Raw genomic sequence first — 17,529 nt, 5'->3', positions numbered from 1 at the left:
GCACGGTTTTTCTTTATTCTGTAATTAGTTCATATGCAGATATTTTCTTAATCCTAAGCGAAATAATCATAGAAACAATATAAGCTAAAACCATAATACAAACACAAATAATTACCACACTAGGTAAATGAACTGTGAATTCCAACCTTTTAACGCCAGCATTCGATAATAATAAGGAGAGCATCGGGTTAGTAAAAAAGTAGCCTAGAATACCGCCAAGTATAACAGCTATAGTAATAATCGGCAGAAAACTAATAGATATTTGATTCATTAGTTGAAACGTTGAATAACCGAATGCTTTCAAGACTCCCAACTCTTGCTTTCGTTTAATAATCATCATTTTAATAACTAAATACAAAATCATGACTACAACTAAAATAGTAATGATCGCAACCATCACCATAACAGCATATACTGCAGCAGTATACATACCTGTTTGACTCTCTATATTTTCATCGATATCCAATGTTTCCATTATCTCTTTCCCATACTGATCTTGAACTTTTTTCATAAAGTCTTTATTGGATATCCCTTCTAAATATACATAAAAAGTAGATCCTTTATAGTCTGGTTGTATTTGTTGAATTCCGTCCATTGTTAAGGATGCTATCTGTCCCAAATTGCCAATCGATTGACTAAGCCCTGTAACTAAATAACTAACTGTTCCAGCTCCATACTCTACATTCACGATATCGCCTATTCCTTTATTGATTTGAGCTGATACCATCCAAGAGATAGATATTTCATTTTCGTGTTTTGGCTGACGCCCTTCATAGACGACATTATTCTCTAACTCCTTATAATGATCCGTCACGTTCGTATAAACGGTTTTGCCATCTATTTTCGTAGTAATCGTGTCGAAGATATTCACTTTCCTAACACCATTCATTTGTTCAATATTGCTTAAAAGTTTTCTTGTATCTGTATCAGATTTAACAGCAATATATACATTTGCCGGTTCTGATCCAAATAAGTTAACAAACGCGGATTTATCAGAAGCAATGTTATAATAGAGTATCGTCGAAAAGGCTGTCGCAAAGGTAAGAGCCATCACAATTAAAATAATCATGATATTTTGTTTAGAATTTATCAACATTGATTTTATAGCAAGAAGAAAATGAAGATTACCTTTTGTAGTTGCCAAAGGAATATGATTTTTTCTAAAACTATGTGTCTGAATTCCTCTACGCAGGGCTGCAACGGGCATAATTTTACGGATACGTAAGGCTGATATTATTGTGACAATAACTACACAAATCGTCACAAACAAAATACTGATTAAATTAACACCCATATCAAATCTCTGAGTCCATATTAATCCAGTTAAGGTGGAAATAATTCCCCCAATTAAAGGCATTAAGATATAGGACAAGGCTATTCCTATCACACTAGCGAGAAGAGTTATCAAGATAAACTGCAGAATAATTGATGAAATAATCTGTCTACTTGTATAACCGATTGATTTTAATATCCCTATATTAGTCATACCATCTGCTATATTATTAGAAATACTAAACTTAATAACAATTAATGAAATAATGATAATAATGGCAGCAAATGCTACTAATATGGTTGCGATGATATTAATCGTTAATGTATTGACACTTTTAACCTCTCCCATATCTAAAGCCATTATGAAAGAAATTTCCTCTGCTCGTTGAGTTTCTTGAATATACTCCATAAAGTCATTTTTTAGCTGGGGAGATTTTGTTCGATCATCCAGCAAAACAGACATATTCATCCCTTTTGACTGACTGTCTATTGCTCCTGCAAGTGATCGATAGGAAGTCTCTGGTAACATAAATTTCATTACACCAATGTTATTTGTACCTAACATTGTTGTTTCAAAGAATCCTGCTATTTGGTATTCATACATTTTATCCTGATAAGTGATGGTAAAGTCATCTCCTAAACGATAGGCACCATCTGTTTTAAAACTGTACGGCACAAAAATATCATTAGAACTAGATGTATTTAACTTTTCAATCATTCTTAAGGCTCCAATAGTACGAGTAGCATCTGCATTAAAGATAATTACGCTATTCGTTAATTCCCCATTGCCAAAATGATAATTAGCAAGGTTCATGTTGATAATCTCTTCTGTCTCTGTTGCTTTTATCCCAGGATATTTTTCTAAAAATTCCTGATAGCTCGTATGATAGCTTTCTTTATCCATAGCAATCGTTACATGAGGATCTTTTAATTGCTCTGCTTTTTGATCAAAAAATGCACTAAGTTGAATAATAACCATTAAGCCAAGATTGAGTAATAGGGTAGCAACTAAAATGAAGATAAATAAAGCACTAGTAGTAGACTTGCTTTTTCTGATATTGGTAATAGCTAGATTCATCAGCTTCATCTTACCACCCCATTTCTGCAAGGAAGTGTTTAAGCTTTTCATGGCGCTCAAAATCCTCCTTATCGTCATAAACACCTAAATCGAGGTCTCCACAGATTACTCCATCTTTTAAATATAAAATTCGATTTCCCCGCAATGCAGTTTTCATATCATGTGTTACCAAGACAATACTTTGTCCATCACGATTTATATGGGTGAAGATATCTAACACATTCGTGCTCGATGCTGAATTTAATGCACCAGTTGGTTCATCTGCGAATAGTACTTTCGGCTGGTTAATAATAGCTCTCACAATACCAACTCGTTGTGCCTCACCACCAGAAAGCTGGGGTGGAAATTTAGGCCATGAGCTTTCATTTATACCTACGTGCAGTAATATTTCTTTTGCTTTTTTTAGAAGTTCTTGCTTATTCTTTGTTACTAAAAGACCACTAGCCAATATATTATCCATCACACTCATATTGTCTAATAAATATATTTGTTGAAACACAAAGCCACAGTTACTTCTTCTAAATATAGCTAATTGATCGTTGTTTAATTTAGATAAATGTTTCCCCGCAAAGTTGATTTCCCCCAATGTGGGTTTATCCATCCCACTAATAGCATAAAGGAGTGTGGATTTCCCAGATCCAGAACTTCCCATGATAATGGTAAAGTCGCCTTCCACTATATTGATATCTAAATTTTTTAAAACATGCTGCTGGATTCCCCCACTAGAAAAGGTTTTACATAACTTCTCCGTTTTTATAATGATTTCCATAGTTATCTATTCTCCCTTATTATTTTCAAGCTATAGAAAAAGACTGTAAAGAAGCTTACAGTCTTATCTTACTAAAAGGAGTCTTATTAAATCTTTGTGCAATTCTTAATTAATTCTTAATTTCCTGCAAGCCTTAATTTTAAGGCAATGGTAAAACCATCTTGTCGGTTGTAACAACAAATTTGACCATGCATTTTTTCTATGAAATACTTTGATATATATAGCCCCAGTCCTGAACCACTTTTACCTTCTACATTTCCCCCTCGATAATATTTATGGAACAGCAAAGGCAATTCGTCTTCTCTTATTCCAGTTCCATAGTCCATTATATATAGGCTGAGATAACCTTGATTAATTTGAGACTTAATAGTAATCCTTGTCCCAGCATATTTATAGGCATTACTTATAATATTATCGATCACTTGCTGGATTCGCACAGGATCCATGGAAATAATACATGGTGGAATAGGATCATAGGCGATTTGCTGATCATAATTAACATTTTCTATCATTGTAACTAGTACTTCACTTGACACTTCCGTAATCGAGATTTTTAATTGCTGTAATTCCTCTAAAGTGGCATGGAACATATCAGTTACCAGTAAATCAATTTGCTCTGTCTTTGCTAAAATCGTATTCACCTGTTTCTTTACTTTATCACCGCCAGCTTGTATCAGCATTAACTCACTGACTGCTTTTATAGAAGCAACAGGTGTCTTAATATCATGACTTAATGTCGCAATAAGCTCTTTTTTGCTACGATTAGTTTCATATTCCCTTTGCCGTGCAGCATTAAGCTCCTCACGCAATAAATCAAAGCTTTCTGTAAAAGCACCAAAGTAATTGTTTTTACCCATATTTAATGGGACATCGAAATTGCCTCTCGCTACATTCGCAGCGAAGTGCTGAAGCTGCTGAAATGGCCGGAGCAGCGTTCTATATATAAATAAAAGATAAAAAAGGCTTATAACCATTAATACAGCCAATATCAAAATAACTGATGTGATTATTTCCCTTTTCATTTGCTGTACAATTTCTTGTTCATCATTATGGATAATTAATTTGCCGACAATATTGTCATTTCGCTGTAAATCTATCACTATATCTCGATTTTTAATTGATTCAAATATATTAGTAAAATGATTATCTGATGTTTGATAAATCACTTTTCCATTATAGTCGAGAATAGAAAATGGTTGGCTGATGTCACTGATGGTTTGTTCATTGATTCCCCCCCAATTTTTCTCGGCTGTTTTAGCTAAATCATTAATGGCTACAAGGTCTACATTGGAAACATCCTTGTTCTTTACTACAAAAATAGCAAGCGCAATACCGGCACTGAACAGCACTACAATAGTTACAATCAGTAACTTTATTCTCATTGGAGATCCTCGAGAACATAGCCTGTTCCCCATATCGTTTTTATAAATTGTGGATCCTTAGGATTCCTTTCGATTTTCTCACGTAAATGGCGAATATGTACATTTAAGGTTCCATCCCCTACAAATGTATCGCCCCACACTTGTTGAAATAATTCTTCTTTCGTAATAATCCGATTTTTATTTCTTGCCAAATAGGACAAAAGTTTATATTCCATTGCTTTAAGCTGAATAACAGTACCATTTACTCGTACACGATGCAGATTTATATCTATTTGAATTGGTCCAAATTCCAAAACCTCTTGATGATTCGTAGAACTACTATTCAACCTTTTTAAGACAGCTTTCACTTTTGCTAGTAAAACACTTAGTGTATACGGCTTGTGAATATAATCGTCACCACCAATGTTTAGAGCAATTAGAACATCGTCATCGCTGGAACGGGCACTGATAAATAAAATAGGAACCTCGATTGTTTGGCGGAGTTTTTTACATAAGTCAAAACCAGAAGAATCCCCAAGATTAATATCTAGAAGAATAATAGATGGTTCATGCTCCTCTAAAAATCGTTCACAGGCTACCGCACTTGTCACAAATGCGGTTTTGACTTCAAACATATTGAAATATTCACAAGTTGTCTCAGCCAAAGCTATCTCATCATCAACAATTAAACAATCTAATTTCATCCATAATTCTCCTAGAAAAAGATTATCCTAGTTTGCTAACTGGATATTTCTAGTATACATGAGAATTACGAACGCATGGCAATTTCTAGAGAGAAATTAATTTTACCGCTTCATTCTGTCCGCTAACGCTATCCCAATATATAGATGCTTATTAACCACTTCTCCTTATCTCTTGTAAACTGCTTTTCTTCCATCTTTTTTCTTACTATTACGACTTTTTACTCATTTCTACTATTATTAAAGATTATTAAATAAATTTATGCTATTATATCCTCGTACCAACATTGAAATCGTTTGCATAGTTAAAACTTAATAGCTATTAAAAAATGAGGAGGTGAACTTCAATACTTGGTGCAAACGTTTTTACAAATATAGGAGGGATCAAATGATTTTTTTCAAAAAAATAAGTTACTTATTCTTAATTTTCCTTACTATCTTTTCTGGATTAACGTTTCAAGGTTCAAATGAACAACATCAAGTTAAAGCAGAGACTATTAATTTAGAAGAAAGCGACTTTTCCTGGGATAATGCAACAGTCTATTTTGCTATGACAGACCGTTTTGCTGATGGGAAACCCGCTAATAATAATTCCTATGGAAGACCGCAAACAGATGCAAACGGAAGTAACATCGGTACTTTTCACGGCGGTGATTTGAAAGGGCTTACAAATAAGTTGGACGAAGGTTACTTTACAGATTTAGGAATCAACGCAATATGGATTACTGCTCCCTATGAACAGATCCACGGCTGGGTTGGCGGGGGTAATAGCGGTGATTTCGCTCATTATTCTTACCACGGATATTATGCATTAGATTACACCATGGTAGACCAAAACATGGGAACTGTAGATGAAATGAGAGAGTTTGTTAATAAGGCTCATGAAAGAGGCATTCGAGTAATTATGGATGTTGTCATGAACCATGCTGGATATAATACTATTAAAGATATGCATGAATACAATTTTGGTAATCCAGGGGTACCTGAAACTTGGACACCAGGTTCTGGACAATCCTGGCATGATGTTCATAATTATATCAATTATGACGATGCGAATGCATGGAAAAGTTGGTGGGGAGATTGGGTAAAAGCTGGGATTGGCGGCTATACTCAATGTGGGAATGATGATAAAAATATGTGTCTTTCTGGACTTCCTGATTTCCGTACAGATGTTACGCAAGACTTAGGTCTACCTAACTTATTAAAAAATAAATGGAATAAGGAGCAAAATGGATCATACGATTCTTGGATTGTTCCAGCTGCAAAAGATTTACGTAAAAATTTGGGAGTTGCTCCTGCTGATTACATCACTAAATGGTTATCCTCATGGGTAGAAGAGTTCGGAATTGACGGATTTAGAGTTGATACAGCCAAACATGTAGAAATCCACCGGTGGAAACAACTAAAAGAAGAAGCCAATGATGCACTTTGGAAATGGCGTGCCAATAATCCAGATGCCCCTGGTGCGCAATGGGATGATGATTTTTGGATGACAGGTGAAGTTTGGGGACACGGAGTAGGAAAAAGTGAGTATTTTTACAATGGTTTTGACTCTATTATTAATTTTACCTTCCAAGGAGAAGGTGCAAATGGTCCAGCATACAATCTAGCATCAATGGAAGATACGTTTTCACATTATGCAAGCAAAATCAATACCGATCCAGATTTCAATGTACTGAGCTATCTATCTCAACATGATACATCGCTTTATCCTAGAGATCGATTAATTGATGGTGGAACTTATTTAATGTTATTACCTGGTGGTATTCAAATATTTTATGGAGATGAAACAGCCCGACCATTCGGTCCAACAGGTTCGGATCCTAATCAGGGAACAAGATCCTCCATGAATTGGGATTCAATTAACGAACAAGTTCTCACTCATTGGCAAAAAATGGGGCAGTTTAGAAATAGGCACCAGGCAATTGGTGCAGGTGAGCATAAGCAAATTGGAAATAGTCCTTATACATTTAGCCGTACCCTCAGCAGCAATGAATTAGACGATCGAGTTGTTGTTGCAGTAGGAGCTAGTGGCAAAACAACGATTGACGTTTCATCTGTATTTAATGATGGAGATAAACTAAAAGATTTCTATACAGGCAATACAGCTACTGTTCAAAATGGAAAGGTTACATTTACACCACATAAGAACGGTGTTTTATTAATAGAACGCGAAGGAGAGGCTCTGCCATCCATTTCCGTAACTCCTAATAGTAGTGAATTTGATACAGAAGAGTTGGAAATATATTTTAGTTTAAAAAATACAGCCGAAGGCTACTACACAGTAGATGGATCCGATCCTAGTGAAAATGGTACTGCATTTGTTGATGGAGAAAAATTATCGATCGGAAAATCTCTAGAAATAGGCGAAACACTTGTCCTAAAACTCTATGCCGAAAATGACTCAGGTTCTGTTGCAAAAGAGTATACTTATAAAAAAATCGCTCCATTGCCGAAAGTCTCTGCTAATCCGCCTGGTGGTACATTCTATGACGACACAGTTGATGTAACCTTGGATTATCAAAATGTTGAAGAAGCATTTTATAAAATTAACGAGGGAGAGCCAGTTGCATATACAAAAGGGAAAACCATCTCATTGGGTGCAGATACCGCGGTTGGGGATGAAATTATTCTTACCTTAACGGCCAAAAATCAATATGGGGAAGCAGAGAAAACCTATACTTTCACAAAAATTGATGGCTTAACTATTTACTTTAAGAAACCAGATAACTGGAGTACACCTCATCTTTATTATTATGATACGGAACCAAAAGTTGATGAACCTTCTTGGAATAACGCACCAAAGATGGAGCATTATAAAGATGATTGGTATGTATATACCGTTAAAGGAACCGAGAGTATGAATGTAATTTTTAAGGATGCTAATAATCAGTGGCCTGGTCCTAATCAGCCTGGATTCATAAGAAGCACAAGCGGATGGTTTGATGGAGAATGGCATGATAGTGATCCAACTGCTCCAGTTGTCCCTTCAGCTCCAAAAAATTTAAAAGCAACGGAAGTGAATGCTAGTTCCGTAACACTAAATTGGGAAGCTTCATCAGCTAACGTGTCTCATTATGCTGTATACCGAGATGCAGAAAAAATTGGAGAAACATCTACTACCTCCTATAAGGATACTGGTGTCAGTCCACAGACAGAATACGAATATTATGTAATAGCCATCAATGATATAGGGAAATCAAAAAGCAGCAATATTATTTCTGTTACAACAACAGAGATTCGCACAAATGAAGTAACGATTTATTATAAAGGTGTTGAGAATCCTTACATCCATTATCAAGTTGGCGATGGAGATTGGACACATCTACCTGGAAAGAAAATGGAGCAATCTAGTATTCCAGCTTACTATGTAACAACCATTCCCTTAGGAGAGGCCGATAAAATAAATGCAGCCTTTAATAATGGTCAAGGAAAGTGGGATAATAACAACGGGAAAAATTACGCTTTTACAAATGGCACCTTTACTGTGGACAATGGACAACTTTTAGAAGGGGAACCTCCGTCCACTAATAAAGTAACCATTTATTATTATACTGGATGGAATGAACCTCGGATTCACTATTCACCATATGACAGGCATTGGAGTACATTACCTGGAACACAAATGTCCAAAAGCGATTATCCAGGCTACTTTGTGATTACATTGGATATTGGTACAGCAGACGGTCTAGAAGCTGCTTTTAATAATGGAAATAATTCATGGGACAACAATCAAGGTAGTAACTATCACTTTAAATCAGGGGAGTACATTCTTAAAAATGGTCAAGTAACAAGGGGACACCCATAAAGAAATACTATATAACATAATAATGAACTCTATAGATCAAATGACTAAAAAAAGAGGCTTGCATCTATAGAGTCTTTATTCAAATTGTAGAAATTAAGAAAAACTTCCAATAACCGCACTTATTGTTAGTTTTTAGCTTCTGATTTTCTATTAAAAAGTAAGAAGTAAAAAGATGATCCCCTATTCAGGGAGATCATCCTCTTTATCAAAGCTATCCTATTTTTAAATACCTTAACGAAAATGTTTAAAAAAACGCTATTTCTTTATTTTCTAATATTAGGGGATTCTGAGTTCTTCCCCTTCTACCTAGTTTTGCTAAGGAAGATAAAAATCACTCGATTAATACCAATTAATTTGTTCTCGAATTTCTTCTCTTCACAAAATACAAACCAATACCAACTATAAGTAACATAAACCCTGCAACTAAAATATTAAAGTTGTTTGTCGCTGTATCTGGAAGCTCATTAGCTTGATGAGCTGGAACATTAGAAGACTTTGGCTGTCCTTCAAATACACCATACGTACTAAAGTGATCCGTATAAACGGACACCTTGCCGTTCTTATAGTCTCCACCAATCAATTCCCATTTTCCTGCTTTTTCATTCCAATAATAAACTTTTACAGTTTTAGGATTTTTGACTTGTTTTGGATCAACTTTAAATGTGAGTTTCACTTTATCATCAAATTCATGGTACGTTTTCCCATCAGCTTCTATTGTAAAGTCATAAGCAATAATGGGACCTTTTACTTCCATTTTCTTCACGTTAATATTTACGTTTTCAGCTAACGGAAGAACGGAGGCAGGGATTTGTACTTCTACATTTCCATTACTTACTACAATCGATGCTCCTGCTTTCTGTAAAGCTTGGACTTGCTCTTTTGTTAATGTAAATGTTGCATTGATTTTGTTATCCAGTTTGATAACAACTACAGCATTATCCGCAATATTTGCAAGGGCAGAATCACTAATCTTATACTTGCTACCATCCTTTATTACTTTCGGTTTAATTTCTTTTACTTTATTTGAGTTACCAGGTTTTTCTCCTGGCTTATTGCCTGGCTTTTCTCCAGGTCCTTGTCCTGGCTCTTTACCCGGTTCTTCACCCGGCTCTTGCCCTGGCTCTTCTCCTGGCTCTTCTCCTGGCTCTTGCCCTGGCTCTTCTCCTGGCTCTTGCCCTGGCTCTTCTCCTGGCTCTTGCCCTGGCTCTTCTCCTGGCTCTTGCCCTGGCTCCTGACTCACATCTATAATTCTTCCTTCTACTTCAGTAGGAATTCCCTCGCTTCCAATACTTACTAAATGGTCACGGAAGTTTTCCCAATCAGATAGTCCTAAGTCTGTAACGCGTCCTTCTGCATAAGCTTTAGCAAAAACGTCATAGCCGTCTCCACCTTTGGCAGTAAATGCATTTGTAGCAATTGTGTACATCGTATCATCTTGTACTTCTACATATTTACCAGCTTCATTTAAATAGGAAACAGATACAATTCGCTCTCCAGGTAGTTTTGTTTCATCATATACAACTTTTCCACCCGCTACATGTAAGAAACCACCATTTTCTGTTGGATACTGACCTAAAGAAATTTCAAATGCCTCTTTTAGCTCAGCACCTGTTACATCCATGGTTGCTAATGTGTTGTTAAATGGAAGGACCGTGATTATTTCACCAACAGTGATTGGTCCTTTATCAATTGCTGCACGGATTCCCCCGCCATTTTGCAGGGCCATAATAATATTTTTACCAGTGAACGTTCTTGACTTCTCAAGCATTCCATCAGTAATCAAGTTCCCTAAAATCGTTTCATTCTTGCGGACACTTGGTTTTGTATCATCGCCATTCGTACGTGGACTTTCTAATGCAATTGGTGAGGACACGCCGATTTCCGTTTTAGCCACTTGATTAATTTTCTCTTTAAATGGCTCCAATACTTTAACAGCTTCTTCATCCTCTTCTTGAGCACCGATAGCTACTAAGTGACCGTCATAAGTCTTCACTACATCATTTTCATCAAAAGTTACATTTACAACGCCAAGATTGCTGTTTGAGTTACCCGTTTGAACAATTAGCGTAGGTGTTTCATCCTCGTCTACTATTACTGGTTTCTCCAATGTTGTATGGCTATGACCACCGACAATCACGTCAATACCTTCTACTTTTTCCGCAAGAATTAAATCATTATCAATTGCTGCATTATCGTCATATCCAATATGGGTCAAGGCAACAATTCGATTTACCCCTGCTTCTTCAAAAGCTTCTACTGCTTTTTCTGCTTCTTTCAAATAGTTTTCAAAAGCAATCGATCCTGGGCTAGAAATATCCGCCGTTTCCGCTGTCGTTAATCCAAAAATCCCAACTTTCTCTCCGTTTACTTCTTTGACAATGCCATTATATATCTTTCCGTTTTCACTATTCGATTCAATCGATTTGTTCTGAAGTCCAGTAAATTTCCCATCTTTCGAAAAATCAACATTCGCACTGACAAATGGGAAGTTTGCTCCCTTAATAAAGTCAGCTAGCGCTTGATGACCCTCTGCAGAAGATCCTAAATCAAATTCATGGTTTCCAAAGGTCATTGCATCAATGCCAAGCAAATTCAGCATCGCTAAATCAGCTTTTCCTTTGAATTCATTAAAGTATAAGGTCCCTGTAAATTGGTCTCCTGCATGAAGGAGAAGGGCATCTGGATTTGCTGCTCTTATTTCTTTTACCGCAGTAACTGTCTTCGGTATGTTATCCAAAGCTGAGTGGATATCATTAGTATGCATAATAGTTAAATCAGGTACTTCTGGTAAATTAGATAAATCAAGTTGAACCATTACTGGATCATGGTCAGATGCTTGTCCAGTTGCTTCCGTAAAGTTGGCGTTAATATGAATCATATCAGCCGTTGTTACATTTGCTAATCTATTTGTTACTAAAATATGGTCTAGTACTTGGTTGTTACCTTGGAAGAAGTAGGAGAAACGATCTTCAGCTGGAACCTTTTCCACCATATTTGTTAAAATCTCACCCTTTAAAGCCTTAAGAGCCGGTGTAAATTCAAAATCATTCATGTCTCCAGTTACAACCACATTTAAGTTAGGGTTTTTGACAAGCCCTTCTTTAATAAAGTTGTTTACTTCTTGGGCAAGCTTGATGCGCTCTGCTTCAGAAGACAGTACAGGCGGCTGGTTAGCTCCCCATAAAGTTTGATCTCCACCTTTAGAATTCAAATGGTTTCCGATTACTACAACACGCTGACCTTTAAATTCAAATTCTGCAGCAAGTGGTTTACGTGTGTTAGTAAATGCTTCTGGGTTAATAACACCTGGGTTTAATGTAAGGTTCCCTGTTTCCGTCCATCCATTTGCTTCCGTTGCTTTTCCCTTCGTTCCTTCAACCAATGTTACACGTTCAGGGTTGTAAAGATGACCAACACGAATATTGCCACCAGGAGCTCCACCGTTTGTGTTATTTACAGGAGCCACGTCTATCCATTTATATGCTGGACCACCTGCAGCAACAATTGCATTGATTAAACGTTGATAGCTTTCTGATGCATCAGAGTTTCCTGAATCAGTTTCTCCATCATTATCCTGAACCTCTACTAACGTAATAATATCAGGAGATTTCATGTTTTCTACAAATGACTTGGCAATTTTAGCTACTTTGGCATCTGGAGTGTTTGCTTTATTATTAGAGAAATTCTCAATATTGTATGAAGCCACGGTTAATTTATCCTCTGCCGGGACAATATGAGTAACTTCTTGTGTTAAATTGGATTTTGTTAAAGTAGGTAATTCGTTTTTATTAACAGATAATTGATAACCATTACTTGAATAGGTTACGACACCGACAACATCACCATTAAACTTATCACCTGGCTGGAAATCACTTCCCACATTATCTAAAAAGATTTTTTCTGGGTTATAATCGTCTTCAGCAATATTTAATCCACCTTGATTATTTAACGTATTATTCGTCGTGCTTTCCACAATAATAGGCACATCATTCGAATACGGCGGTCCTACTACTAGTGCATCTGGGAATGATACACGCATATATTCAAGAGATTCCCAAAAGTCAATTCCATCTTCATCTGGATCAAAAGATGTCATTTCATCATTATCAATTACTTTGTTTGGAGGAAAAATATCTTTCCCAATAATAAGTGGAGCTGGTAGTTCAGCCGTCCCATCTTTAGTAATGGATGTTGCGGTAATTTGTGTTTTGGACAGATTAGCTCCTCCGCCATATTCCGTAACAGTTCCATTAACGGAAACTTTGTCTCCAACAGAAACCCCGTGAGAGGACTTGTATACTTCAATTGCTTCAGATGTTTCGATATCTGTATCTGCTCCATCCACATCCTGCATAACAAAACTGCTTGACCCAAACACATGGGTTACAACACCAGTTATGTCCGTAACAGAAGAACCATTATATTCAGAAATATGCCCTTTTCCTTGTATATCATGGATACGGAGATTTTCCGTATTTAGAATTTTAAAAGTAAAGCTAAATACATCACTTACTGTACCATTTGTTACAGCAATTGCTTTAATCGTAGTTTCACCCGTTTTTAAAGAGATTGGCTGTGTGTATTTTGTACTTTTTTCAGTTGGTGTAGAACCATCTGTTGTGTAGTAAATAGCTGCATCTTCTAGACCAGAATTCAATTCAACCTCTGTACCAGCTGGGACTACCCCTGGTGTTTGTGTGGAGTAAACGGCTGGCTTATTCACTAAATCATAGCTATTAAGACCAGTAGTTTTTAGATGATACCCCGTTTCATCGATTGATCCGATTCCGGTAAGATGAACTTTATCTCCTTCTTTGTATTGCTTGATTAAGTCATCATAAGTGGAACCTGTACGATTATCGTGGATAACACGTACCTTTTCTCCACTTTCAAATATAGCTTGGAATGCAGCAGTGCCATAGCTATCCTTTGTCATTTCAGAGATTGTAACATTTTGTAATGTAAGCAATTCACCTTGTGTGGAATCAGTTACTTCCGTAACAGACTGCGCTTCTGGCAGATCATTGTCTGAAGACACGATATCAAGGCTTTCTGGTTCAATTTCCAGTTCATTTTTATATGTCTTCAATACGCCCGTTATTTTTATCTTCTCTCCTGGCTTAACAGATTTAGGGCTAGCATAAACATACATTCCAGCAGTGGAATCTTGCATATAAAAAGTTTCGCTTCCCCAAAGTCCTGAATTTGTTGTCACAATTCCTTCTATCGTAACTGTTTTACCAGTGCCAAGTTCACGAGCATCTGCGATCGAAATAGCAGGTTCTGGTTCTGCAGGTTCAGTTGGCTCTTCAGGAGCAGCTGTACCAAAAGTATGTATGCCAAGATTATCAAAGGAATTAATTCCTTTGTTCGTCCATTCTACATTTCGATCAAAACTATCTTTAATATTTTTGTCACCAGATAAAACATCACTATTTCTAATTAACGTAACGTCTTTAGCAAAATCAGCATTCGAGCCAACTTGGCCAAGTGAATCAATAATAGATTCTCCTTTTAATAGAACAAGAGGATCGTTACCATTAAAATTAATTACCGTCGAATTTTCTAGATTTCCTTTTGCCTTTATTTTTTCATCGGCTTGACCGTGATAAATAACATAAGTTTCGCCATTTTTTAATGTACCGTTCAGTGAGAGCTTATGGGAAATTTTCTCTGCACCATTTGTATGAATTCCAAGGCTGTACTGACTTAAATCAAGATCAGCGCCAGTTCCGTTATATAACTCAATCGCCTTATTAAAGCTGCTTCCCTCGATATATTCTGAGATAATCAAATCTGTAGCTACAACCGTTTCTGCCTTTACATTTAGATTAGCTACTGGTGAGAATAAACTAAAAAGTATAGCAATTATCGTAATAACACTAAGATTCCTCTTATTTCTTCTTTTCATGTTTTTTCTCCTCATATTTTTTAGATTAGCTTCATGATTCGGACGTCTCGAAAGGAGACTATCTTGTTTGAAAATGACACATACAAGATTCTGAAGATGAACTACTAAGGTCCTAGTCCTGTTAGAAAATTACCCTAATAGAATAGTAGTTTTCCATATTCAGCTTCCCATCCATAACTTTTTCACAATCCACTGTACCACTGCAAAATTAGCTAGTTTCTTTGTCACATCCTTTTTCTGACAATATAGTTGTAGCTCATAAAATGTTATAGGTCTAAACACCTATACAACTAATCGAAGGATAATAAGTTATATTTTTACTATAAAAATATAACAAACCTATCCGTGAATCATTGTATAATGATATAAATCGCATAACAAGATACATTTTCAAAAATATAAAGAATTTACAAAAAAAATAGAATTTTAATGCTATTTGTCGTAATATGAATAAGTTTTTTTAATAAAAAAACGTTTTCTATAACATGAATTCGGAATAACAATCTTTAAAAAGTCCAACTTCTTCTGTCTAATTTTTTTGATACCAAATAAAAGAACTAGTAACAAACTCCTATTTATAAATCAGCATTCCTTTAGATATTTAGATATACTTCCTACATGAATAAAAATAAAATAAGCAAGTTTACGACTAAAAAAAGCTGAATTAAAAAATTCAGCCCTAAATTGGATCCGTATTTTGAAAATGAGAATGACTCCAGACATAATGGAAAAACTCCTCATCACTACTTTGTATAATATAACAAAAGTGTGGTATATTGTAATCTTCATAGATTACAATATATCAAGTAGAAATGGAGGTTAAATATGCCCTTTTTATCATTCCTTTTGTTTGTATTAGTTAGCAGCTTTACTCCAGGTCCAAATAATTTTATGGCAATGTCGTTTGCTAATAAATATGGATTTAAAAAAACTATTAAGTTCAGTTTGGGAGTTTCAGCTGGCTTTTTTGTTTTAGCTTTGATGTGTAGTATTTTTAATCTTTTGCTTATAAGTATCCTGCCCATTATAAAGTTACCATTAACTATTTTAGGTGTCGGCTATATTCTTTACTTAGCTTATAAAACACTTACGAGTAAAAGCATCCATAATAATAATGAAAAAAATGATGAGACAAACAAAAATCTTTTTTTAATCGGCGTTTTGATACAATTTATTAATCCAAAAGGAATTTTGTATGGGATTACAGTTGTATCAACCTTTATATTGCCTTACTACACTTCTTACTTTAGTTATTTTATCTTTTCATTATTTTTAGGGATTATCGGATTTCTAAGCTCATTATGTTGGAGTATATTTGGCTCCATCTTTCAGAAGTCATTATCAAAATATCAGAAGCCATTTAATATCATAATGGCCTTGTTATTAATATACAGCGCTATTTCCATTGTTTTACATTAAATTCATACATACGACAAGAAGGAGGGTGGTTAATCCCCCTCCAATTTTTCTTGCTGAACACTTCCTTCTTAAAAAAATTTCAAAACGATAAAGCATAGATAATAAGAGACTGTTCCAAGAGCTTGTCTTTAAAACCAGCTCTAAAAAAACAATCGAAAAAATTCATCTATATCCCTTTACTTTTAAAATCATTATCTTTTGGAAAATTCCGCTGCAACACTATGCTCATACCAAATTTCTCTGTTCCCTCCTTATCACTCACCAGAAGGAATGGTAATCGGTGTTGATGTACATAATGGGATTCCAAAATTAGGAGAACCATCGGCATTCCAATTGAATTTTTGAATTCGGGTACTTCGTCGCTGGCTGCCTCCTTCTGATTCGGAGATAGCATGATATACAATCCAATCTTCTGTGCCATCAGGGGATTGGGTAAAACTATTATGGCCAGGAGCAAATACCTTATTTTCGATACTTTTCTTAAACACAGGCTCTGTAGATTTAAGCCAAACTTCGGGATTCATAACATCCTCATTTTCTGAAATGGTTAACATCCCCAAACTATAATCATCTGACCAAGTGGTACTAGCAGAATAGATTAGAAACAACTTATTATTCCTCTTTAACATTACTGGTCCCTCATTAATCGCCATTCCACCTTGCTTTTCCCAATCATACTCAGGTTTTGACAATAAAACATTCGGACCAGTAAGTGTCCACGGATTTTCCATCTCAGCTATATAGAGAGCTGATCCATACTCAGGAAAGTTCCCATATCCAGCATATATAAAATAAAGTCGACTTTTATGTTCAAAAATCGTTCCATCTAAACCAGGGTATTCTGTATTTACATATCCTTTTTCTACCCAATCCCCGTTAAACGGGTCTTCCGCCGAATTCTCTAGCACAAAAATCTTCCTTGATTGATCATCGCCTATTCCGTCATTCGCGGTGAAATATATAAACCATTTCCCATTTATTCGATGAATTTCTGGAGCCCAAATATTTGCACAATTGATTCCTTCATTCGGAGCAGACCAAATCGTTTTACAACTTCCTTTTGCTATTCCACTTAATGTGGGTGACTTCCATAAATCAAGTCTTGTCCTTTTCGTTACCATAAAATAGTAAGTATTGTTATCTTTATACACCCAGGGATCTGCCCCAGGTTCTAGAATTGGGTTATAAAAAGTTAATTTGCTCATCATTT

General features: G+C 35.7%; 8 protein-coding genes. 2 read left to right on the top strand and 6 right to left on the bottom strand.

Annotated elements, in window-relative coordinates; all coding sequences use genetic code 11:
- Positions 1–13: 13 nt before the first annotated feature.
- The 4 genes from NX902_RS03895 to NX902_RS03880 all read right to left on the bottom strand — a co-directional run bounded on the left by NX902_RS03895 (position 14) and on the right by NX902_RS03880 (position 5,184).
- A complete protein-coding gene (locus NX902_RS03895; protein WP_235850285.1) occupies positions 14–2,401 on the bottom strand; it encodes an ABC transporter permease in 2,388 nt (795 codons plus the stop codon).
- The gene (locus tag NX902_RS03890) at positions 2,361–3,119 is read right to left on the bottom strand and encodes an ABC transporter ATP-binding protein (protein WP_341160560.1); all 759 of its coding nucleotides are present in this window, start codon (positions 3,117–3,119) and stop codon (positions 2,361–2,363) included. The genes NX902_RS03895 and NX902_RS03890 overlap by 41 nt, the downstream gene beginning before the upstream one ends.
- 116 nt (positions 3,120–3,235) lie before the next feature.
- Entirely contained in the window at positions 3,236–4,501 is a 1,266-nt protein-coding gene (locus tag NX902_RS03885; protein ID WP_095330817.1) for a HAMP domain-containing sensor histidine kinase, read from the bottom strand.
- A complete protein-coding gene (locus NX902_RS03880; protein WP_095330816.1) occupies positions 4,498–5,184 on the bottom strand; it encodes a response regulator transcription factor in 687 nt (228 codons plus the stop codon). The genes NX902_RS03885 and NX902_RS03880 overlap by 4 nt, the downstream gene beginning before the upstream one ends.
- Before the next feature lie 385 nt (positions 5,185–5,569).
- Here NX902_RS03880 and NX902_RS03875 point away from each other — a divergent pair, with 385 nt between their 5' ends.
- On the top strand, positions 5,570–8,989 hold the full coding sequence (locus NX902_RS03875) for a carbohydrate binding domain-containing protein (RefSeq protein ID WP_095330814.1): 3,420 nt from the start codon (positions 5,570–5,572) through the stop codon (positions 8,987–8,989).
- Positions 8,990–9,338: 349 nt separating this feature from the next.
- Here the strand turns inward: NX902_RS03875 and NX902_RS03870 are convergent, their stop codons facing one another.
- A complete protein-coding gene (locus NX902_RS03870; RefSeq protein WP_341160559.1) occupies positions 9,339–14,900 on the bottom strand; it encodes a 5'-nucleotidase C-terminal domain-containing protein in 5,562 nt (1,853 codons plus the stop codon).
- 825 nt (positions 14,901–15,725) lie between these two features.
- On the opposite strand from NX902_RS03870, the gene NX902_RS03865 reads away from it, so the two are divergent.
- Positions 15,726–16,319: a LysE family transporter gene (locus NX902_RS03865; protein WP_095330810.1), complete on the top strand. Its 594-nt coding sequence runs from the start codon at positions 15,726–15,728 to the stop codon at positions 16,317–16,319.
- Between the two features lie 254 nt (positions 16,320–16,573).
- Here the strand turns inward: NX902_RS03865 and NX902_RS03860 are convergent, their stop codons facing one another.
- Positions 16,574–17,524, bottom strand: coding sequence for a glycoside hydrolase family 43 protein (locus NX902_RS03860; RefSeq protein ID WP_171510286.1), 951 nt, complete (start codon positions 17,522–17,524; stop codon positions 16,574–16,576).
- Between the last annotated feature and the right edge of the window lie 5 nt (positions 17,525–17,529).

It is taken from the genome of Niallia sp. FSL W8-0954, from assembly GCF_038005605.1.
Lineage (GTDB): Bacteria > Bacillota > Bacilli > Bacillales > Cytobacillaceae > Niallia > Niallia circulans_A.
Note: the sequence above shows the minus strand (reverse complement) of the source record. Positions and strands in the feature narration are given on the sequence as shown.